Annotated in this window: 20 protein-coding genes and 1 tRNA gene; 7 read left to right on the top strand and 14 right to left on the bottom strand. The window is 66.1% G+C overall.

Annotated elements, in window-relative coordinates; translation table 11 throughout:
• Window positions 1–25: 25 nt before the first annotated feature.
• Both IE126_RS07810 and IE126_RS07815 read right to left on the bottom strand, forming a co-directional pair.
• Window positions 26–739 carry a copper homeostasis protein CutC gene (locus IE126_RS07810; protein ID WP_189380647.1) on the bottom strand — a complete coding sequence of 238 codons (714 nt, stop codon included), beginning with the start codon at window positions 737–739 and terminating at the stop codon, window positions 26–28.
• Window positions 733–1,641: an ROK family protein gene (locus IE126_RS07815; protein WP_108128528.1), complete on the bottom strand. Its 909-nt coding sequence runs from the start codon at window positions 1,639–1,641 to the stop codon at window positions 733–735. The genes IE126_RS07810 and IE126_RS07815 overlap by 7 nt, the downstream gene beginning before the upstream one ends.
• A gap of 119 nt (window positions 1,642–1,760) precedes the next feature.
• Here IE126_RS07815 and pyrF point away from each other — a divergent pair, with 119 nt between their 5' ends.
• Window positions 1,761–2,456: an orotidine-5'-phosphate decarboxylase gene (gene pyrF / locus IE126_RS07820; RefSeq protein WP_054302549.1), complete on the top strand. Its 696-nt coding sequence runs from the start codon at window positions 1,761–1,763 to the stop codon at window positions 2,454–2,456.
• A gap of 3 nt (window positions 2,457–2,459) precedes the next feature.
• Here the strand turns inward: pyrF and IE126_RS07825 are convergent, their stop codons facing one another.
• A complete protein-coding gene (locus IE126_RS07825; RefSeq protein ID WP_054302550.1) occupies window positions 2,460–3,086 on the bottom strand; it encodes an NAD(P)-dependent oxidoreductase in 627 nt (208 codons plus the stop codon).
• Window positions 3,087–3,192: 106 nt separating this feature from the next.
• Between IE126_RS07825 and IE126_RS07830 the strand changes: the two genes are divergently transcribed.
• Window positions 3,193–3,579: a winged helix-turn-helix transcriptional regulator gene (locus IE126_RS07830; protein WP_189380648.1), complete on the top strand. Its 387-nt coding sequence runs from the start codon at window positions 3,193–3,195 to the stop codon at window positions 3,577–3,579.
• 30 nt (window positions 3,580–3,609) lie between these two features.
• Here the strand turns inward: IE126_RS07830 and IE126_RS07835 are convergent, their stop codons facing one another.
• A complete protein-coding gene (locus IE126_RS07835) occupies window positions 3,610–3,912 on the bottom strand; it encodes a hypothetical protein (RefSeq protein WP_189380649.1) in 303 nt (100 codons plus the stop codon).
• 202 nt (window positions 3,913–4,114) lie between these two features.
• On the opposite strand from IE126_RS07835, the gene IE126_RS07840 reads away from it, so the two are divergent.
• The gene (locus tag IE126_RS07840; protein WP_054302553.1) at window positions 4,115–4,822 is read left to right on the top strand and encodes a CDP-alcohol phosphatidyltransferase family protein; all 708 of its coding nucleotides are present in this window, start codon (window positions 4,115–4,117) and stop codon (window positions 4,820–4,822) included.
• Here the strand turns inward: IE126_RS07840 and IE126_RS07845 are convergent.
• Both IE126_RS07845 and IE126_RS07850 read right to left on the bottom strand, forming a co-directional pair.
• Window positions 4,819–5,655 carry a DMT family transporter gene (locus tag IE126_RS07845; RefSeq protein ID WP_189380650.1) on the bottom strand — a complete coding sequence of 279 codons (837 nt, stop codon included), beginning with the start codon at window positions 5,653–5,655 and terminating at the stop codon, window positions 4,819–4,821. The genes IE126_RS07840 and IE126_RS07845 overlap by 4 nt on opposite strands.
• An 87-nt stretch (window positions 5,656–5,742) precedes the next feature.
• Complete coding sequence (locus tag IE126_RS07850) at window positions 5,743–6,189, bottom strand: methylated-DNA--[protein]-cysteine S-methyltransferase (protein ID WP_054302555.1); 447 nt, start codon at window positions 6,187–6,189, stop codon at window positions 5,743–5,745.
• A gap of 94 nt (window positions 6,190–6,283) precedes the next feature.
• Here IE126_RS07850 and IE126_RS07855 point away from each other — a divergent pair, with 94 nt between their 5' ends.
• Window positions 6,284–6,913, top strand: coding sequence for a LysE family translocator (locus tag IE126_RS07855; protein WP_189380651.1), 630 nt, complete (start codon window positions 6,284–6,286; stop codon window positions 6,911–6,913).
• Here the strand turns inward: IE126_RS07855 and IE126_RS07860 are convergent.
• Both IE126_RS07860 and IE126_RS07865 read right to left on the bottom strand, forming a co-directional pair.
• A complete protein-coding gene (locus IE126_RS07860; protein WP_189380652.1) occupies window positions 6,910–7,869 on the bottom strand; it encodes a P1 family peptidase in 960 nt (319 codons plus the stop codon). The two genes, IE126_RS07855 and IE126_RS07860, sit on opposite strands and share 4 nt — an antisense overlap.
• On the bottom strand, window positions 7,853–8,740 hold the full coding sequence (locus tag IE126_RS07865; RefSeq protein ID WP_054302558.1) for a LysR family transcriptional regulator: 888 nt from the start codon (window positions 8,738–8,740) through the stop codon (window positions 7,853–7,855). The genes IE126_RS07860 and IE126_RS07865 overlap by 17 nt, the downstream gene beginning before the upstream one ends.
• A gap of 87 nt (window positions 8,741–8,827) precedes the next feature.
• On the opposite strand from IE126_RS07865, the gene IE126_RS07870 reads away from it, so the two are divergent.
• A complete protein-coding gene (locus IE126_RS07870; protein ID WP_054302559.1) occupies window positions 8,828–9,034 on the top strand; it encodes a DUF1127 domain-containing protein in 207 nt (68 codons plus the stop codon).
• A 323-nt stretch (window positions 9,035–9,357) separates the two neighbouring features.
• Here the strand turns inward: IE126_RS07870 and IE126_RS07875 are convergent.
• Together IE126_RS07875 and IE126_RS07880 are read right to left on the bottom strand one after the other, a co-directional pair.
• Window positions 9,358–9,432, bottom strand: a tRNA-Glu gene (locus IE126_RS07875).
• A gap of 59 nt (window positions 9,433–9,491) precedes the next feature.
• The gene (locus tag IE126_RS07880; protein ID WP_407646010.1) at window positions 9,492–10,277 is read right to left on the bottom strand and encodes a lytic murein transglycosylase; all 786 of its coding nucleotides are present in this window, start codon (window positions 10,275–10,277) and stop codon (window positions 9,492–9,494) included.
• A gap of 176 nt (window positions 10,278–10,453) precedes the next feature.
• Between IE126_RS07880 and pepT the strand changes: the two genes are divergently transcribed.
• Together pepT and IE126_RS07890 are read left to right on the top strand one after the other, a co-directional pair.
• Window positions 10,454–11,692: a peptidase T gene (gene pepT / locus IE126_RS07885; protein WP_189380653.1), complete on the top strand. Its 1,239-nt coding sequence runs from the start codon at window positions 10,454–10,456 to the stop codon at window positions 11,690–11,692.
• 136 nt (window positions 11,693–11,828) lie between these two features.
• Entirely contained in the window at window positions 11,829–13,118 is a 1,290-nt protein-coding gene (locus tag IE126_RS07890) for an MFS transporter (RefSeq protein ID WP_189380654.1), read from the top strand.
• 96 nt (window positions 13,119–13,214) lie between these two features.
• Here IE126_RS07890 and IE126_RS07895 read toward each other — a convergent pair whose 3' ends face one another.
• Genes IE126_RS07895 through IE126_RS07910 form a run of 4 tightly spaced genes read right to left on the bottom strand, consistent with a single transcriptional unit; the run spans window position 13,215 to window position 17,959 of the window.
• Window positions 13,215–14,480 carry an amidohydrolase family protein gene (locus tag IE126_RS07895; protein ID WP_189380655.1) on the bottom strand — a complete coding sequence of 422 codons (1,266 nt, stop codon included), beginning with the start codon at window positions 14,478–14,480 and terminating at the stop codon, window positions 13,215–13,217.
• Window positions 14,480–15,427, bottom strand: a complete 948-nt coding sequence (locus IE126_RS07900) for an ABC transporter permease (RefSeq protein WP_189380656.1) — start codon at window positions 15,425–15,427, stop codon at window positions 14,480–14,482. The genes IE126_RS07895 and IE126_RS07900 overlap by 1 nt, the downstream gene beginning before the upstream one ends.
• Window positions 15,424–16,467, bottom strand: a complete 1,044-nt coding sequence (locus IE126_RS07905; RefSeq protein WP_189380657.1) for an ABC transporter permease — start codon at window positions 16,465–16,467, stop codon at window positions 15,424–15,426. The genes IE126_RS07900 and IE126_RS07905 overlap by 4 nt, the downstream gene beginning before the upstream one ends.
• On the bottom strand, window positions 16,457–17,959 hold the full coding sequence (locus IE126_RS07910) for an ABC transporter ATP-binding protein (RefSeq protein ID WP_170120547.1): 1,503 nt from the start codon (window positions 17,957–17,959) through the stop codon (window positions 16,457–16,459). Before IE126_RS07910 ends, IE126_RS07905 begins: the two co-directional genes overlap by 11 nt.
• Between the last annotated feature and the right edge of the window lie 15 nt (window positions 17,960–17,974).

The following is a 17,974-nucleotide window of genomic DNA, read 5'->3' on the forward strand; positions in this document are numbered from 1 at the left end:
TTGGCGGAATCGAACCCCGGCGGGCTCAGCTTGTCAATGCGGCAGCGCGTACAAGCGCGGCCACCAGATCGGCGCGGGTTTCGCGGATTTCAGGCGCGGTAAAGCCGAAAGCAATGGCTGCGGCAGGCGCAGGACGCGGCGCGGCACAGGAAGCGTGCAGTTCACGCAGCCCCAATGTCGTGAAACGCGCGGCATTGGCCGCCGTCACCCCCGAGCCCGCCATGATCGACAACCGCCCCGCGGCAAGGCTTTGCACCTCGGCCAGTGCGGCCAGCCCGTCCTCGGCTCGCAGGGCATGGCCGGAAGTCAGGATGCGGTGGAAGCCAAGAGCGACTGCCATTTCCACGGCCTCGGCCCGGTCCGGCGTCAGATCAAAGCAGCGGTGAAGGGTCAGCCCCATGCCATCCGCCGCCGACACCAGCCGCGCCAGCGCCGCGCGGTGCAGCCGCCCATCGGGGTGCGAGGCACCGAGCACTACCCCTGCCATGCCTGCGGCGCGGGCCGTGGCGATATCGTCGCACATCAGGTCAAGCTCTGCCGCGCTCCAGCAGAAATCCCCGGCGCGGGGGCGGATCATGGCGAAGACCGGCAGGCCGCACCCCGCCGCCTGACGCATCAGCCCAGCGGAGGGCGTGAGGCCGCCCAGTTCCAGCGCCGAGCACAGCTCGATCCGCCCGGCCCCGCCCGAGACGGCGGCGGCGATGCTTTCGGGCGTGGCGGCGCAGACTTCGATCAGCATGGCGCCAGCTCCTGCCAGCCGGCATGGGCTGCCCCCACCAGCCCCGGATCACCGGGCAGCGCCGCAGGTACCACCACCGGACCCGTCGCCTGCCAGAGCCGCCGCGCCGAAACGGCGGCATCCAGCGCCGCCACCAGCCCCGGCGCCCGCGCCAGCCCACCGCCAACCGGCACAGAAGTCGCGCCGACCACGTTCAACACCATGGCCAGTGGCCCGGCCATCACCTCCAGCCACACGGCCACGGTTTCCGAACTCGCCGCGTCACCCGCCTGCCAGCCGGTCGTGATCGCCTCGGCGGGCAGCGCCTGGCCATGCAGGTGGCGGTGCAGGCGTTCGATCCCGCGCGCGCCGCCGATGGCGTCCAGACACCCCTCCTGCCCGCAACCACAGGTGAAGCGTGGCAGGGCATGGCCCAGCGGCATACGATCCTGCACAGGCCCGTGGCCCCATTCCCCGGCAAACCCTCCGGCCCCGGTCACAAGCCGCCCGTCGATCACCAGCCCGCCGCCGACGCCAGTGCCAAGGATCACACCGAAGACCGTGCGATGGCCGCGCCCCGCGCCCTCGGCGGCCTCGGCCAGGGCAAAGCAATCGGCATCATTGCCGATCCAGACCGGCAGGCCCAGTGCCGCGCCCAGATCCTCAGCCGGGACGCGGCCATCCAGACAGGGGATATTGGCGACCTTCATTCGCCCCGACACCGGATCGACACAGCCCGCGATGGAAATGGCGATGCCCTGCACCCCCCGGCCCATCGAGGCTATGGCTCCGGCCAGCGTGGCGGTGAACCCTGCCAGATCCTCGCGCGGGGTGCGCATATCCTGTGCAGGACCAAGCCGCCCCGGCGCGGACGAGGCTGCCGCGCGGATCTTCGTGCCACCGATATCGAAAACTGCCAGCATCTGCGCCTCCTGCCCCGCCTTCCTTAGCATTCTCCTGCCGGTGCCGCCCAGCCACCTGTTGACACCCCGCCGCCTTGGCGGCAAACCGCCCCGGACCACCCCGAAAAAAGGAGTATCCGATGAGCGACGACCGTCTGATCGTGGCGCTTGACGTGCCGAATGTCGTGCAGGGCCTCGCGCTGGCTGATCGCCTTGGCGATGCGGTTTCCTTTTACAAGGTCGGGCTGGGGATGCTGACCGGCGGCGGCTTCGCGCTGGCGAACGAGTTGAAACAGGAACGCGGCAAGCGGGTGTTTCTGGATATGAAGCTGTTCGACATCGGCGCCACGGTCGAGGCGGCGGTGCGCGGCATCGCGCAATACGACCTCGATTTCCTGACCGTGCATGGCGACCCGCAGGTGGTGCGCGCAGCGGCCGAGGGGCGGCGCGGCAGCAACACGAAAATCCTTGCGGTGACGGTGCTGACCTCGCTCGACCGGGCCGATCTGGATGCGAACCTGATCGTGCCGGGCGACATCCACGAAATCACGCTGGAACGCGCCGCCCGCGCGCTGGAGGCCGGGGCGGATGGCGTGATCGCCAGCCCGCAGGAGGCCGCGATGATCCGCGCGCTGCCGCAGGCGGCGGGGCGGCTGATCGTGACGCCGGGGGTGCGCCCCGCTGGGGCCGCGCTGGGCGACCAGAAGCGCGTGGCGACCCCGGCGCAAGCCATCGGCGACGGCGCCGATCACATCGTCGTAGGCCGCCCGGTCTGGCAGGCCGACGATCCGGCCGCCGCCGCCCGCGCCGTCATCGCGGAACTGCCCCCGCGCTGAGGCTCAGTAGCCGATCGTCATCATGCCGCGCCGGTGGGCGGGGGTTTCCAGCTCGTCCACCAAAGCCACGGCATAATCCTCGGCGCTGATGCGGCTGTTGCCCTCGGCGTCGGAAATCAGCGTATCGGTGCCCAGTCGGAAGCTGCCTGTCCGCTCGCCAGGCTGGATCAGCCCCGCGGGGGCGAAGAACGTCCAGTCAAGGTCCGAATCGCGCAGACGGTCGCGCACGGCCTTCATGCCGGTCGCCTCGGCCTTGTATTCCTGCGGCAGATGCGGCAGCAGCGGGCTGCCATCAGGCAGGTTGAGCGATCCGGCACCGCCAACCAGCACCAGACGCTTGCCACTTGCCTTTGCCGCCTGCATCACCGCCGCACCGATCTGGCCCATCTCGGCCACCGCATCGCCGGTGCTGCGCGGCGAGGCGGCGGCGACAATCACATCCGCCTGCGCGGCCTGCGCGGCCAGTCCTTCGGGATCAGCGGTATCCACCGCCACGGGATGCACCTGCGCCGAAGCCGCAATGCGTTCTGGCCGCCGCGCCCCTGCGATCACCTCATGCCCGCGCGCTACGGCTTCTGCCAGAATACGCGAGCCGATCATGCCGCTTGCGCCAATCAGAAAGATCTTCATTGCCCGTTTCCTTGCATTCAGGTTACGATAAGTAACCAGATACGGCCCGATCCGGTCTGCGGGAAGACGCATTCTTTCGTCACATGGTAACACCGGGGGAACCGCCATGCCGCCACGCGACCTTAGCAACCAGCCCTGCCCGATCCGGGATGTGCTGGACCGGATCGGCGATGCCTGGTCGTTGCTGGTGCTTCTGGAACTCTCGAATGGCCCCTGCCGGTTCAACGCCTTGCGGCGGGTCGTTGACGGGATTTCGCAACGCATGCTGTCGGTGACCCTGCGGCAGCTGGAACGGGACGGGCTGATCACCCGCACCGTTCTGCCCCTGTCGCCGCCTCAGGTGGAATATGCGGTCACGGATCTGGGCACGGGTCTGATTTCGCGGCTGGAGCCTTTGCGCGACTGGGCGACGACGCATCAGCCTGCCGTCTGGGAAGCGCGCGCCCGTTATGATGCGCGTCAGGCCGCACCCATTGCGGAGGGCGCGGCCTGACAGGGCCTTTTGCTGGCTGTGCCCGCAACCTTAGTTCCCGGCAGGGGCTTCGGTCGCCGGAGCAGCATTTTCAGCCGGGGCGGCGTTCTCGGCCGGAGCGGGTACTTCCGCGGGAGCCGGATTCTCAATGGTCAGGTTCACATCCCCGCCCTGCGATGCCGGAGCGGTGGAAGGGCTGCTCGTCGGCTCGCCCAGAGCGAACCAGAGAATAGCCAGAACTGCCACCACGCCGCCGAGTACGAACAGCATGAAGCCAGTGGCAAAACCACGGTTTTCAGAGGTATGAATATGGGTCGTCCGAGGCGAGACCTCGCGTATGTTGTTGTCGGTCATGATGTTTTCCCTTGCTTGGGTTTCTGGACAATCAACGTCACTGGCGCGCGACAGGTTCCCTTTCAGCGTCCGCACTATCCGGGCCGGGCCGGTTCCTGCGGCGCGCGGCGCATCATCGCGCCCTCCGTGAGACCAGGCAGGCAATGGCCTCTCCGGCCGCAGTTGCGGTTGATTTTCGCGGCCCGATGGGTGAAATGGTCGAATGTCATTACGTATTCAGGCCCTGCTCGTCCATCTGTTCACCGCCACCGGCGCCGTTTTGGCCATGCTGGCCATGCTGGCTGCCGTCGATGGCAAATGGGATCTCATGTTCCTGTGGCTGGTGGTGGCGCTGTTCGTCGACGGGGTCGATGGCCCACTGGCGCGCAAATACGACGTGAAGCACAACTGGCCCACCTATGACGGGGTGCTGCTGGATCTGATCATCGACTACCTGACCTATGTGTTCATCCCTGCTTTCGCCCTGTTCAAATCCGGGCTGCTGCCGGGCTGGACCGGATGGCTGGCGATCATCGTCATCACCTATGGCTCGGTCGTCTATTTCGTCGATACGCGGATGAAGACGAAAGATTACTCCTTCGCCGGCTTCCCCGCCTGCTGGAACATGTTCGTTCTGGTGATGTTTGCGGTGCGTCCGGGCGAGGGCACCATCCTCGTCTTCGTCATTGCGCTGACCATTGCGATGTTCACCAACCTGAAATTCGTCCACCCCACCCGGACGCAGCGCTGGCGCGAGATCACCTTGCCGATGTCGCTGGCATGGACCTTCTTTGCCGGCTGGGCGGCCTGGGTCGATTTTCACCCGGCCAGCTGGGCGCATTACGGATTGCTGCTGACCTCGCTTTACCTGACCTTCGCGGGTATCGCGCAGCAGATCATCCCGGAACGCGGCGCGCGCCGGATTTCCTAAAGCCGCGTCACGATCACCCCGGCCACGATCATCAGCGCGGCAATCGCCTTGTCGCGGGTCATCCGCTCGCCAAAGACCAGCCATCCGATCAGCACTGCAAACAGGATCGAGGTTTCGCGCAAGGCCGCCACCACGGCGATGGGCGCCACCGTCATGGCCCAGATCGAGATGGCATATGACCCGTAAGAAGCCAGCGACGCAAAGCTGCCCACCACCCAGGCGCGGGGCGCACGGGGCAGGACGGCGGTGCCGCGCAGCGCAAGGCTGCCCAACGTGAAGATCAGCCCGTCTGCCACGAAGACCCAGGCGACATAGCTGATCGCATCGCCAGAAATCCGCGCGCCCAGCCCGTCGAGCAGCGTGTAGGTCGCCGTCGCCATGGCAGAGCCAAAGGCGAAGGGCAGCAACCGGCGGCTTTCGCCATCTGTAAAGACGCCCCGCGCCATCAGGCCAATTCCCCCCGCCAGGAGCGCGATGCCCGCATACTGCGGGCCGGTCACCTGATCCGACAAGGCCACCGCCCCCACCAGCGCCACGATCATCGGTGCCGCCCCACGCGCGATAGGATAGACGCGCGACAGATCGCCCCGGTCATAGGCCAGGGTCAGAAAGGTCTTGTAGAAGAAATGCGTGCAGGCAGCCCCGATCACCCAGGGCCAGGCCTCCGCCGCGATGGCGGGGCGCGGCAGGGCGATGGCCAGCCCAATGGGGATTTCCGCCACAGACAGGATGACCATGGCCCCGATCTTCGAGGTGCCCAGCTTGATCAGTGCATTCCACAGCGCATGCAGAAAGGCTGCGCCCAGAACCGCCAGAAGAACGCCAATGCTCACGCCTGCCTCCGTTTCCCTGCCTTGGCTTAGGCCGGGGCGGAAGCGGCTTCAATCAGGTTTGCGACAGATTTGTGACGGTACGGGCGATCAGATCAGCAATCCGGCGGCCCCTTCGAAGCGCAGCAGCGCCACCTTGGTTTCCACCCCGCCGGGGGCAGAAAAGCCGCCCAGCGTGTTGCGCCCCAGAACCCGGTGGCAGGGAATGAGGATCGGCAGCGGATTGGCGCCGCAGGCCTGTCCAACCGCCTGCGCGGGAGCCCCGATCTCAAGAGCAATCTCCCCATAGGTGCGGGTTTCGCCCAGCGGGATGGCAGCCATGGCACGGCGCACCTGCGCATGAATCCCCTGCCCCCAGTCGAGCGGCAGATCGAAGATCACGCGCTTGCCATCGAAATATTCGGCAAGCTGGCGCAAGCCCTCGGCCACCAGCGGCGTAGCGGTATCCTGCCCCGGCCTCCAGTCCAGCGCCACCAGAATACCGTCGCGCTCGCGCAGAGAGAGGGGGCCGAAGGGGCTGTGCAAGGTCGTATCCATCCGCTGAGCATGGCATCGGCGGGCGGCAAGGGAAAGAGCTTTACAGCGCCGGTGCGCCATGGCTGACTTCCGCCTCTGCACACAGGAGCCGCCCATGTCCTTCCAGCTTTGGCTGACCTTTGTCGCCGCCTCAACCGTTCTGCTGATGATACCGGGACCGACCGTCCTTCTGGTGCTGAGCTATGCGCTGAGCCAGGGGCGCCGCGTGGCACTGGCCACCGCCGCAGGTGTGGCCCTTGGCGACCTCATCGCGATGAGCGCCTCGCTTGCCGGGCTGGCGGCCCTGGTGCTGGCCTCCGCCAAGCTGTTCACCGCGCTCAAATGGATCGGGGCCGCTTATCTGGTCTGGCTGGGCATCAAGCTGTTCCGCAGCGCCCCCGATGCAACCCTTGGCACGGTAGCAGCGCACAGCGCGGCGCAGCCCGCGCAGGTCTTTGGCCATGCCGCAGCCGTTACCGCGCTGAACCCGAAATCCATTGTTTTCTTCATCGCCTTCGTACCGCAGTTCATCGTGACCGGGCAGCCTCTGGCGCCGCAATTCGCCGTTCTGGTGACAACCTTCGTCACCCTCGCCACGCTGAACGTGCTGGCTTATGCCCTGCTGGCCGACCGGCTGCGCCAGCGGATCGCGCGCCCGGCAGTGATGCGCGGCCTGACCCAAGCGGGCGGCGGCGCGCTTGTCGCCATGGGTATCGCCACAGCCGCCATGCGCCGCGCCGCCTAAAGCCGCAGGCCCCGGACCTGCCGGGGCTGGCGCGTCGCCGCATCCCAGCCCCGCATATCGCCCGCCATCAGAAGCGCATTCAGAATCGCCTCTTCCGTCGTCTCGATGGCAGCCTCGAACAGCGGCGACATCATCTCGTTCGGCATCTGGCCCCGCGTGGTGGCGAAGGCCAGCGCGTAATCGCCCGAACCGTTCGACAGCGCAGATCCGGTGCGCGCCAGCCCCGCGAAACTGCGGGTTGCCAGCCGTGTCAGGTTGCGTGGGCACAGCGGCGCATCTGTGGCCATCACGATCACGATGGAGCCGTCGGTATCCGCCTCAGAGGTTACCGGCGCGGCCCGACCGTCCAGCCGCAGGGTCCCGCCGTAATTGGCCTGCACCAGCACACCCAGCATATACCCGTCGACCCGGCGCGACGCGGTGCCGATCCCGCCCTTGAGCCCGAAGGCGATGCAGCCCGTCCCGGCCCCCACGGCACCTTCCTCCACCGGGCCAGAACTGGCGGCCTCCAGCGCCTGCCGCATCTCGGCCACGGTCGGGCGGGCCGCACGAATGTCGTTCAGCCCGGAATCATTCGTCTCGCCCACCACGGCATTGATCGAAGTGACCGCTTCATTCCCCGGCAGCGCCAGTACATGCGCGACCAGCGCCTCCATCGCGCGCCCTACCGCCAGCGTGTTGGTCAGCAGGACCGGGGTTTCCAGCTCTCCCAACTCCTGCACCTGGGTCGATCCCGCGAATTTTCCAAAGCCGTTCAGCACGGCAAACCCGGCAGAAACCCGGTCACGGAACAGGTTACCGCCATGCGGCAGGATCGCAGTGGCGCCGGTGCGCGTGCGATCGCCCTCGATCAGCGTCACATGGCCGATCCGCACGCCCGGAACATCGGTGATGGCGTTCAGCGGGCCGGGGGCGAAGCGGCCGATGGTTACTCCAAGATCACGGGCGCGCGGCATGGGCGGTTCCTTCCGGCAGGGTGGCAAAGATCTGGCGCAACAGGATGGCAAGGCTGTCGGCCGCCGGCCCCTCCACCCCCGCGCGCCGCCGCAGCATCACGCAAGAGGCATCGACCAGCGGAAAGCCCTCAGCCTCGGTCAGTTCGCGGCAATCCGGCGGGATGGCGCTGCGGGCCAGCGCCACCACCGCGAATCCCTGCCGCACCACCGTCCAGAACCCGTGCGTCGTGTCGCATTCGAACACCGAACGCCACTCGATGCCCCGCCGTTCCAGTGACCCGATCATATGGCTCTGGCACCAGTCCGACTCCAGATAGCTGGCAATTGGCAAGGGGCGGCGCAGGTGCTGCGCATGCTGGCGCGAGGTTACCCAGACCGTCGGGTCCATCGCCAGCAACTCGCCCTGCCCCGGCTGCACCACCGTGTCGAAGTAGATCATGAAATCCAGCTCTCCCGCCTCCAGCGCGGCCAGGCCGGGGATGGAATAATCGCTGCGCAGGGTCAGTTGCGCCTCGGGATGCAGATTGGCCATGGCGGGCACCAGACGCGGCAGCAACTGCTCCACATATTCCGGCGGCAGACCCAGCCGGAGCGGCGCGGTTTCGGCACGGTCCTCCATCACCTCGGCCGCGCGCGCCACCGCCGCGACGGCAGTCCGCGCATGGGGCAGCAGGCGCTGGCCCGCCGGGGTCAGCACCAGCCCGCGCGGCGCCCGCAGGAACAGGCTGTGGCCTGCGTGATCCTCCAGCCGCTTCAACTGCATGCTGACCGCCGATTGCGTGCGCCCCAGCCGCGCGGCGGCGCCGGTGACGCTGCCCTCTTCGACGAGGGTCAGGAAGCTGCGCAGAAGATCGGAGTCGAGCGGGGTCATGATATCAATTTAGATGATATCAAGCATAAAGCCTATTCGTTTGATTGAAGTCAACCAGCATGGGAGCCTGCCGGAAAGGAGACCGCCATGCCCATCCTCGCTGCCCTGCGCCGCTGGCGCGACCACCACGCCGCGCGCCGGTCGCTCGCCCGTCTGCTGGCCAAACCCGACGACCACCTGATCCACGATATCGGCCTGACCCGCACCGAGGTAGAAGCGATGGTGGCAGGGATGGATGCGCATCCGCAGTTTATCAACATGTGTGACGCCAAAGGGGAAAACCCGGCCGTCTGACACGGGCGCAGCACGTCGCCTGGCTGCCAGGGGCAGGACGGCCCGATTTCCTTGCTGTAACCGTGCTGCGGGTAAGCCGATGGGAAGCAGACAAGGGCACACGTCATTTTGCTACTTGCTACCGCGAGTTCGCGAAACACTGGCCGTTGTGTTGCCCGGCCAGCCCGAGCGATGAAACCGCGCCAGCTTTTTGCTCACGAATGCCTCATCGCTTTCGCCCTGCGGCGGGACCGAAGATACCGGATTTTTCGCTGGAGCAGTTAAGTCGCAGGATTTCGGCGATCTTTAATTTCGCAGCAAAATCAGAAACTTGCAGATTAAAGTGGCAGCCCGTAGGGGAGTCGAACCCCTCTTTTCAGGTTGAAAACCTGACGTCCTAACCGATAGACGAACGGGCCATGGCCGGTGGCGGCTGATTAGAGCAGCCACCGGGCGGGCGCAAGAGGAATCTTTGCGCCTAGCGGTCGATTTTCGCGCCCATGATCGCGATGGCCTGCTGGTACACGGTCGCGGCGTTCCATTGCTTGATCACGGCGAAGTTCGGCTCTCCCTCCTGATAGCCCGCGCCGGGGCGCCAGCCCTTCTGGGCGAGGAAATTGGCGGTCGAAGCCAGGGCATCGGCTTGTTTGGTCAGGTCCACCCGACCGTCGCCGTCACCGTCCACGCCATAGCGCAGCACGTTGCCCGGCAGGAACTGGGTGTGGCCCACCTCGCCATGCTTCGCGCCCACCGTTTTCGGCGAGATCACGCCACGATCCACCAGCATCAGCGCGGCGATCAGGTGGTCGGTGAAATACTCGCTGCGGCGGCAGTCATAGGCCAGGGTCGCGATGGCTGAGACGACATTGCTGTCCCCCATGAAACCGCCGAAGCCCGTCTCCATCCCGTGAATGGCCAGCAGCGGGCCGGCAGGCACGCCATAGCGTTGCTCCAGCGCCTGATAGAAACTGGCATTCTGCGTCTTGCGCTTGCGGCCCTGCGCCACGATCGTATCGGCGCCGCGCACCTGCATGAACTTTTGCAGCGAGTATTTGAAGCTTTTCTGATTGCGGTCGGCGGCGATGGTCTTGCTGGCATAGCTCGACCCCATCAGCGCGGCGATCCCCTTGTCACCGACCCCGGCCGCTGCCGCCTCCTGCGCCATGACGGGCTTCCAGCTTTCGTAATCGGCCCCGGTATTGCTGCACGGCGCAGCAGCCGCCACACCGGACAGGCCCAGCACGGCCAGAGCCGCAGCCGCAATCCCCTTGAAAGAAAACACCTGAAGAACTCCTTGGTGGGTTTTCCTCAGTCTACGGGCTGGCCCTTGGCGCGCAAGCGTCTGTTTCGTCAGCCTGCCACCCTGCGCATCACATTGCCGCCAGCGCCTTGACAGACCCGCGTGCCGCGCGCCTCATGCCCCCGAAAGCCGGAGGCCCCATGACCGCAGAATTCGACACCGAACTGGAAACCCGCCTTGTGCGTTATGCCGCCATCGACAGCCAGAGCGACGAGCGCGGCACCGCCTCGCCCAGCACGGCGATCCAGCTCGACATGGCACGCCTGCTGGCAGAGGAGCTGACGGGCATCGGCGCGGCTGATGTGCAGATCACCGATTATGGCGCGGTGCTGGCCACAGTGCCCGCCACTGCGGACGGTCCGGTGGTGGGCTTTCTGGCCCATGTCGATACCGCGCCCGCCTTCAATGCGACCGGCGTGAAGCCGGTGGTGCACCGCCGTTACAACGGCGGCACGATCAGCTTTGCCGATGCGCCGGGGCTGGTGCTGTCGCCCGAGGTCTCGCCCTATCTGGGCAGCAAGCTTGGCCATGACATCATCACCGCCAGCGGCACCACGCTGCTGGGCGCCGATGACAAGGCGGGTGTGGCGATCCTGATGACCATGGCGCGGCATCTTCTGGCCGAACCGTCGATCCCGCATCCGAAGCTGCGGCTGGCCTTCACCCCGGACGAGGAAATCGGCCGGGGCGTTGACAAGCGTCTGCCCGCCGATCTGGGCGCCGATTTCGCCTATACGCTGGATGGCGGACAGGTGGGCGAGGTGGAATATGAAAGCTTTTCGGCAGACGGGGCAGTGGTGAAGATCACCGGGGTTTCCGCGCATCCGGGTTATGCCAAGGGCAAGCTGGTCAATGCGCTGCATCTGGCGGCGAAGCTGGTGAACCTGCTGCCGCAACAGGCGCTGGTGCCCGAACTGACAGACGGGCGCGAAGGTTTCCTGCATCTTTACGAGATTACCGGCACCGCCGCCGAGGCAGAGTTGCGCTTCATCCTGCGCGATTTTGAACTGGACGGGCTAGAGGCCAAAGGCGCCCTGCTGCGTCAGGCTTGTGATGCGCTGGCCGCGACCGAACCGCGCGCGACTGTGGCCTGCGAAATCCGCGCCCAATATCGCAACATGCGCTACTGGCTGGAAAAGGACATGACGCCGGTCGACCTCGCCCGCGCCGCCTGCGAGGCCGAGGGCATCGCCCCGGTCAGCGTCCCGATCCGCGGCGGCACCGACGGTTCGCGCCTGACCGAAATGGGCGTACCCTGCCCCAATATCTTTACCGGCATGCAGGAAATTCACGGCCCGCTGGAATGGATCAGCGTGCAGGACATGGCCGCCGCGACACGGGTCTGTCTGCGGCTGGCCGGGATGGCGGTGCGAGGCTGACGCCCGGCGCGCAGGTATTGCGGGACGAAGCCGCCGTTTCCTCCGGTCATCCTGGTGACCTGGCCCGCGCAATGCCAGGTCGCCGTCTGCCCGGCAAGCCATTGCGCAACGCTGTACAAAGGCGGATGCTGCCGCCATGGCGACAGAAACCGAGTTCTCCCTGAATGGCTTGACGGACACGGCGCGACGCCACATCCGGGTGTTTCAGATACATCAGTTTCTTGACCGTTTTGCCATGGGCCTCACGGTGGCCGTCGCCGCGCTTGCGCTGACAGATCGGGGCATGGACCTCCTCCAGATTTCGTTGCTCTTCAGCATCTACTCGCTCACCACCGTCGTGATGGAACTGCCGTTCGGCGGATTGGCCGACAACATCGGTCGCAAGCCGGTTTTCCTCGCGGCGGTCGTGGCCAGTTTGATTTCGCTCGCGCTCTTTCTGTCGTCGAGCGACTTCGGCGTCCTGGCTCTTTCGTTTGCCCTCATCGGCTTCGGGCGCGCGCTCCGGTCGGGCACACTTGATGCCTGGTTTGTCGAAACCTTCACAGCCGCCGCACCAGACGTTGATATCCAGCCCGCGCTCGCAAAGGCGCACTGGGCCAACGCCATAGGCCTCGCCGTCGGTGCCATTTTTGGCGGTCTGCTGCCAGATGCGTTCGGCATGGCAGCGCTGAAGTATGGGATCAGCACCTATGACGTGTCTTATGCAGCAAGCTTCGCCGCGATGGTCGGCGTCCTGATCTACACCCTGTTCGCCATCACCGAAGAACCGCGTCCGCTGAACCCACAGGCGGTCATACAGGGCTTCGTCAACGTCCCGTCGGTGATAGCCGGGGCCGGTCTTCTGGCCCTGAAGCATCCGACAGTTTCAATGCTTCTGACGGTGCTGTTGTTATTCCTGATGGCGACAAATCCGGTCGAGGTGATCTGGCCGACCTATGCCTGGCCGATGCTGGACGAAGGCTACGCGAACACCGTCATCGGTGCCCTGACTGCGGGCTACTTTTTCGCGATCGCTTTCGGTGCGTCGCTGTCACCCCATATCAGCCGGATATTCAGACGCCGCCACGCCGTCACGCTGGCGGCGATTTTCGCATGCCTTGCGGTCGTTCAGCTGGCCTTGGCGATGCAGGGTGGCATCACCGGGTTTGTCGGCGTCTTTGTCCTCTATTCCGTGATCCTCGGGGCCAGCGAAACGCCCGCGAGCAGCATCCTGCACCGCTGCGTGGAGGATCGGCAAAGGTCCACCATGCTGTCACTCCGGTCCCTCGTCCAACAACTCGGAGCCGCGACAGGGCTGGTCATGGCAGGAGCCCTGGCCGACATATACTCCACATCCGTTGCCTGGGGCGTCGGCGCCATCTTTCTGCTGATGGCAATGATCCTGAGTTTGGTATTGGCCAAACGACTGGCCGCCGGAGCCGGATAGCGGATGTCCGGGCGGAATGCAGCATTTGCCGCAGCCGGATCGAACTGCCCCCCTGCGCCGCGCAGAGCCGTATCGCCCCTCACAAAGTCAGCCCCCTCAAAGCCTCCGGCGCACCGTCGCGGGGCGGCCCGGCAGGCCCAGTCGCGCGTCGTTGCGGGTCTGCTCGGACACGACCTTGCCTTTGGAGATGACGCAAAGCCGATCCGGGCGCAGGCGGAGTGCCTCGGTCGGGGTGGCGGCGTCCAGCACCACCAGCGAGGCTGTGCAGCCGGGGCGCAGGCCGTAGCCCTCCAACCCCATGATCGCCGCGTTATGTTCCGTGACCATAGTGAAGCAGCGCGCCATCTCGGCCGGGTGGGTCATCTGCGCGACATGCAGCCCCATGAAGGCCACATCCAGCATATCGGCGGTGCCGAGGCTATACCACGGGTCCAGCACGCAATCCTGTCCCCAGCCAACGGTGATGCCCATGGCCTGCATTTCCTTCACCCGCGTCAGCCCGCGCCGCTTGGGGAAAGTGTCGTGCCGCCCTTGCAGGGTGATGTTGATCAGGGGGTTGGGAATCGCCGTCATCCCGCTTTCCGCGATCAGCGGCAGCAGCTTGGACACATAGTAATTGTCCATCGAATGCATCGAGGTCAGATGGCTACCCGCCGCCCGCGCGCCCAGCCCGTGCCGTGTGACCTCGGCCGCCATGGTTTCCACATGGCGGCTATGAGGGTCGTCGGTCTCGTCGCAATGAATATCCAGCATCAGCCCGCGTTCGGCGGCGATGCGCGCCACATCCCGCACGCTTTCGGCGCCTTCCTGCATGGTGCGTTCGAAATGCGGGATGCCGCCCACCACATCGCAGCCCATATCCAGCGCGCGGATCAGATTTTCACGGCCCTTGGGAGCGCGATACAGACCATCCTGCGGAAAGGCCACCAATTGCAGGTCCAGATAGGGGGCGACGCGGCGCTTCACCTCCAGCATCGCCTCCACCCCGCGCAGATGGTCGGGCGTGGTATCGACATGGGTGCGGATCGCCAGAAGGCCCATGCTGACCGCCCAGTCGCAATAGCGCACGGCGCGATCAACCATTTCCTCGACGGTCGCAATCTCGCGCAACTCGCCCCAGAGGCTGATGCCTTCCAGCAGCGTGCCCGAGGCATTGACCCGTGGCAGCCCGTAGCTGAGCGTCGCATCCATGTGGAAATGCGGGTCCACGAAGGGCGGGCTGACCAGATCGCCGCTGGCGTCGATCACCCGGCCGGCCTCGGCCTCCAACCGGCCGACCGCAGCGATGCGATCGCCGGTGATGCCAATATCGGCCACCGTCCCGTCGGGCAGCGTGCCGCCCTTGACCAGAATGTCGAACATCAGCGTTCCCCTTTACGATATGCCACCATCAGCGCGGCCGGCACCTCGGCCCGGCGCGACATCAGGATCAGCGCGAGGATGGACAGAAGGTAAGGCGCCATCAGAAACACCTGATAGGGCAAATGCGCGCCCAAGGGCGTCTGTTGCAGACGGATTTGCAGCGCATCGAAGGCCGCGAACAGCAGCGCCCCCAGCACCGCCTTGCCGGGCATCCACGCACCGAACACCACCAGCGCGATGCAAATCCAGCCGCGCCCGTTGACCATTTCAAAGAAGAAGGACGAAAAGGCCGACAGCGTCAGGAAACTGCCCCCCACCGCCATCAGCCCCGACCCCACGACCACTGCCCCCATGCGCAGCCCGGTGACGGAAAGCCCCTGCGCCTCGACCGCCGCAGGGTTTTCCCCCGCCGCGCGGACCGCAAGCCCCAGCGGCGTGCGGAACAGAACAAAGCCCACCAGCCCGGCGCAGATCAGCGCGGCCCAGGTCAGCGCGGTCTGCTGGAACAGCACCGGGCCAAGGAAAGGGATATCGGACAGGATCGGCAGGTCCATGGGCGCGAAGGGAGTGATCTTGGGCGGGCTGGTCACCTCGGGCAGCGCCAGCCGATAGGCGAAATAGCTGGTAGAGGTCGCCAGCATCGTGACCCCCAGCCCCACGACATGCTGCGACAAGCCGAAAGGCACGGTCAGAGTGGCATGCAACAGGCCAAACAGCATCCCCGCCGCCATCGCCGCCGCGACGCCCAGCCACAACGGCGCTCCCAGATAGACCGCCATCCAGCCTGCAAAGGCACCGATGACCATGATCCCTTCAATTCCAAGGTTCAGCACGCCCGCACGTTCGCAGATCAGCTCTCCCATCGTGGCGAAGATCAGGGGCGAGGCGATGCGAATGGCGGCGGCCCAGAAGCTGACCGACAGCAGGATGTCGAAAAGATCGCTCATTTCCACACCACCCGATAGCGTGTCAGCATCAGCGCCAGCACCATGAACAACAGAGCCGTGGCCAGCAGCATGTCTGCAATATAGGTGGGCACGCCTGCGGCACGGCTCATGCTGTCGGACCCCACGAAGATCGCGGCGACGAACAGCGCCGAAAGCACCACGCCCAAGGGATGCAGCAGCGCCAGCATGGCGACGATGATGCCGGTATAGCCGAAGCCCGGCGACAGGTCGGAGGACAGATGCCCCTTCAGCCCCGCCACCTCGGACCAGCCTGCCAGTGCGGCAAGACCGCCGGACAGAAGGGCAGTCTTCACCAGAACCACATTCACCGGCATCCCGGCAAAACGCGCGGCCTCACGGTTCTGGCCGACGGCGCGCATCTCGAACCCCAGCGTGGTGCGGCTCTGGATCACCCAGACCGCCACCGCCGCGATAAGCGCCAGTGCAAAGCCCCAGTGCAGCCGCAACCCGTCGACGATGCGGGGCAGCCGCGCCTCCTTGATCAGGGCCGGAGATTTGGGCCAGCCCATGCCCATCGGGTCTTTCATCGGGCCTTCCAGCAGGTAGCTGACGAACAGAAGCATGACGAAGTTCAGAAGCAGCGTCGTCACCACCTCATCGACGCCCAGCCGGGTTTTCAGCACGACCGGCCCCAGCAGCACCAGCGCGCCCGCCAGCATCGCGGCCAGTGCGGAAACCGGCAGCACCAGCGGCGCGCCCAGTGCCCCGGTGCCCAGCAGCACGGCGACGATGGCGCCCGCGTAAAGCTGCGCCTCGGCGCCGATGTTCCACAGCTTCGCGCGGAACGCGACGGCGACGGCAAGCCCGGTGAAGATCAGCGGCGTCGCGCGGTTCAGCGTCTCAAGGGCCGCGAATTTCGACCCGAAGGCGCCCTTGGCGATCAGACCCAGCGTCGCCAGCGGGTCAGCCCCCGCGATCAGCGCCAGAGCCATGGCGACCAGCAGGGTTGCGACCAGCGCCAGCGCGGGCAGGCCGATCTGGCGCGACAGCGGTGGCGCGGCGATGGGATCAAGCCGCATGGTCGAACCCCTGCCCGGCCATCCACAGCCCCAGCTCCGCCGCAGTCTTGCTGCCCCGCGCAAAACCGGGCGACAGCCGCCCCTCGGACATCACATGTATCACATCGGCCAGTCCCATGATCTCGTCCAGATCCTCGGAAATCAGCAGAACCGCTGCACCACCATCGCGCGCCGCGATCAGCCGCGATTGCACATAGGCGATGGCGCCGACATCAAGACCGCGCACCGGCTGGTTGGCCAGAATGATCTTCGGCCCCGGTTCCAACACGCGGCCGAGGATCAGTTTCTGCATATTCCCCCCCGAAAGCAGCCGGATGCGCGCGGCAGGACCGGGGCAGCGCACGTCATAGGCGGCGATGATGCCTTCGGCAAAACTTTCCGCCGCGCGCCAGTCCATCAGCCCGGCCTTGCTGAAACCCGTTTGCCAGTAACCTTCCAGCACCGCGTTTTCGGTCAGGGTGAAATCGGCGATGGTCCCGGTCTTATGGCGGTCTTCCGGGATGCGGGCGATGCCCTGACGGATCGCCTCGCGCGGGGACCAGCGGGCCAGCGGGCCATCCATCGACACGCTGCCTGAGCCGGGCAGGATCAGCCCCGAAATCAGATCGGCCAGCGCCGCCTGCCCATTGCCCGATACGCCTGCCAGCCCCACAATCTCGCCCGCCCGCAGATCCAGCGTCACCCGCTTCAGCCCCGGCGCAGCCCCCTTGTCCGGCGTCGTCACCCCGTCCAGCCGCATCAGCACCTTGCCCGCGGTGGCAGGCCGCGCCTCGGGCAGCGCGATTTCGCCGCCTACCATCATCGCGGCCAGTTCGGCACCCGAGGTTTCTGCCGTCGCCACCTCTCCCACCACCTTGCCATGGCGCAGGACCACACAGCGGTCGGCAATGGCCATGACCTCATGCAGCTTGTGGCTGATGAACAGGATGGACAGACCCTGTGCGATGGCGCGGCGCAGCGTGGCGAACAGTGCCTCTGCCTCCTGCGGCGTCAGGACAGCGGTGGGTTCATCCAGGATCAGGATTCGCGCATTGCGGTACAGCGCCTTCAGGATCTCGACCCGCTGACGTTCGCCCACGGTCAGGCTGCCAACCCGCGCATCCGGGTGCACCGCCAGCCCGAAATCGCGGCTGAGCGCCTCAACCCGCGCCCGCGCTGTCGCACGCGAGGCACCACGCGAGAACAGGCTTTCGGTGCCAAGACGAATGTTGTCGAGCACGGTCAGATTGTCGGCCAGCGTGAAATGCTGATGCACCATGCCCACGCCCGCCGCCAGCGCGGCACGCGGATTGCCCGGCGGCAGCGGCTCGCCAAACACCTCCACCCGCCCGTCATCGGCCACATAATGCCCGAACAGGATGTTCATCAGCGTGGTCTTGCCCGCGCCGTTTTCGCCCAGCAGCGCCACGACCTCACCCCGCCGCAGCGTGAGGCTGATCGCATCATTCGCCGTCAACGCGCCAAAGCGCTTGGTGATGCGGTCCAGCCGCATCACCAGGTCACGCGG

The organism is Gemmobacter nanjingensis (assembly GCF_014652195.1).
Lineage (GTDB): Bacteria > Pseudomonadota > Alphaproteobacteria > Rhodobacterales > Rhodobacteraceae > Gemmobacter > Gemmobacter caeni.

Excerpts from the sequence above, each read along its gene's own strand:
- IE126_RS07810 (WP_189380647.1), bottom strand. The coding sequence starts at position 739 with ATGCTGATCGAAGTCTGCGCCGCCACGCCCGAAAGCATCGCCGCCGCC.
- IE126_RS07815 (WP_108128528.1), bottom strand. The coding sequence starts at position 1,641 with ATGCTGGCAGTTTTCGATATCGGTGGCACGAAGATCCGCGCGGCAGCC.
- pyrF (WP_054302549.1), top strand. The coding sequence starts at position 1,761 with ATGAGCGACGACCGTCTGATCGTGGCGCTTGACGTGCCGAATGTCGTG.
- IE126_RS07825 (WP_054302550.1), bottom strand. The coding sequence starts at position 3,086 with ATGAAGATCTTTCTGATTGGCGCAAGCGGCATGATCGGCTCGCGTATT.
- IE126_RS07830 (WP_189380648.1), top strand. The coding sequence starts at position 3,193 with ATGCCGCCACGCGACCTTAGCAACCAGCCCTGCCCGATCCGGGATGTG.
- IE126_RS07835 (WP_189380649.1), bottom strand. The coding sequence starts at position 3,912 with ATGACCGACAACAACATACGCGAGGTCTCGCCTCGGACGACCCATATT.
- IE126_RS07840 (WP_054302553.1), top strand. The coding sequence starts at position 4,115 with ATGTCATTACGTATTCAGGCCCTGCTCGTCCATCTGTTCACCGCCACC.
- IE126_RS07850 (WP_054302555.1), bottom strand. The coding sequence starts at position 6,189 with ATGGATACGACCTTGCACAGCCCCTTCGGCCCCCTCTCTCTGCGCGAG.
- IE126_RS07855 (WP_189380651.1), top strand. The coding sequence starts at position 6,284 with ATGTCCTTCCAGCTTTGGCTGACCTTTGTCGCCGCCTCAACCGTTCTG.
- IE126_RS07860 (WP_189380652.1), bottom strand. The coding sequence starts at position 7,869 with ATGCCGCGCGCCCGTGATCTTGGAGTAACCATCGGCCGCTTCGCCCCC.
- IE126_RS07865 (WP_054302558.1), bottom strand. The coding sequence starts at position 8,740 with ATGACCCCGCTCGACTCCGATCTTCTGCGCAGCTTCCTGACCCTCGTC.
- IE126_RS07870 (WP_054302559.1), top strand. The coding sequence starts at position 8,828 with ATGCCCATCCTCGCTGCCCTGCGCCGCTGGCGCGACCACCACGCCGCG.
- pepT (WP_189380653.1), top strand. The coding sequence starts at position 10,454 with ATGACCGCAGAATTCGACACCGAACTGGAAACCCGCCTTGTGCGTTAT.
- IE126_RS07890 (WP_189380654.1), top strand. The coding sequence starts at position 11,829 with ATGGCGACAGAAACCGAGTTCTCCCTGAATGGCTTGACGGACACGGCG.
- IE126_RS07895 (WP_189380655.1), bottom strand. The coding sequence starts at position 14,480 with ATGTTCGACATTCTGGTCAAGGGCGGCACGCTGCCCGACGGGACGGTG.
- IE126_RS07900 (WP_189380656.1), bottom strand. The coding sequence starts at position 15,427 with ATGAGCGATCTTTTCGACATCCTGCTGTCGGTCAGCTTCTGGGCCGCC.
- IE126_RS07905 (WP_189380657.1), bottom strand. The coding sequence starts at position 16,467 with ATGCGGCTTGATCCCATCGCCGCGCCACCGCTGTCGCGCCAGATCGGC.
- IE126_RS07910 (WP_170120547.1), bottom strand. The coding sequence starts at position 17,959 with ATGCGGCTGGACCGCATCACCAAGCGCTTTGGCGCGTTGACGGCGAAT.